An 876-nucleotide genomic window follows, 5' to 3' on the forward strand; every position below is an offset into this window, starting at 1 on the left:
TGCTGTGTTAGCATTTTGTTTCGCTACTTCTAAATTATGATTACCGTTTAACTGCGTCTTCGCATTCGTTACTTGCGTTGCTGCATTTGTAACATCTGATGGTGTTAACGTTGGTGTTGGTGTACCACTAACGATATGTTCTGCAGCTGTCACTTTTTCATCATATGCTTGGCGTTTATTCGCATCAGCATTGACATAATTACCACTAGCTTTTGTGTCAGCTTTATCAGCAATGGCACGTTTTAAAGCTGTCATCGCAGTATTTAATTCAGTCGCAGTATGTTCAACACCATTTGCTGCAGATACGCGTCCTGCACTTGTTACTTGTGCTTTCAATGCTTCTTTTTGTTTTGTATTTAAGTCCGAAGCATTTGTAATCGCTGTGTTCGCAGCCTGTTTCGCACGTTCTAAGTTTTGAATACCGTTTAATGCAGTATTGGCTTGTGTAACAGCTTGCATTGCTCTTTCGACATCTGCTTTAGGTGTATTTCCTCCAGCTGTTTTATTTAAAATAGTTGCTGCTGCATTTACTGCTTGAGAATAAGCCGTTCGTTTAGCATCATCAGCATCTTGATAATTTTGACTTTGTAACGTCGTGTCTTTATCACGAATTGATGTTTCTAATTGACCCATAGCACCATCTAATTGTTGCGCGTTGTTAATTGTGTTCGTCGCATTTGTTTTAGCTTGAGCTAAGTTTTGTGCACCATTTAACGCTGCTTTTGTTGTATTAACTTGATTTGCCATGTCATTAATCGCATTAGCATCCATATTTGGATTGTTCGTTGCATTAATAACACCATTTGCATTATTTACAGCAGTATTGTAATTATTTTTGTTGCTATCAGATGCATCAAGATAATTTTGACTTGTTTT

General features: G+C 37.6%; 1 protein-coding gene. It reads right to left on the reverse strand.

The genetic code is table 11. The annotated features are described in order from the left end of the window. On the reverse strand, positions 1–876 hold an 876-nt coding region (locus tag IDG60_RS16660), incomplete at both ends, for a GA module-containing protein (RefSeq protein ID WP_206160951.1).

This window comes from Staphylococcus sp. EG-SA-2 (genome assembly GCF_017152085.1).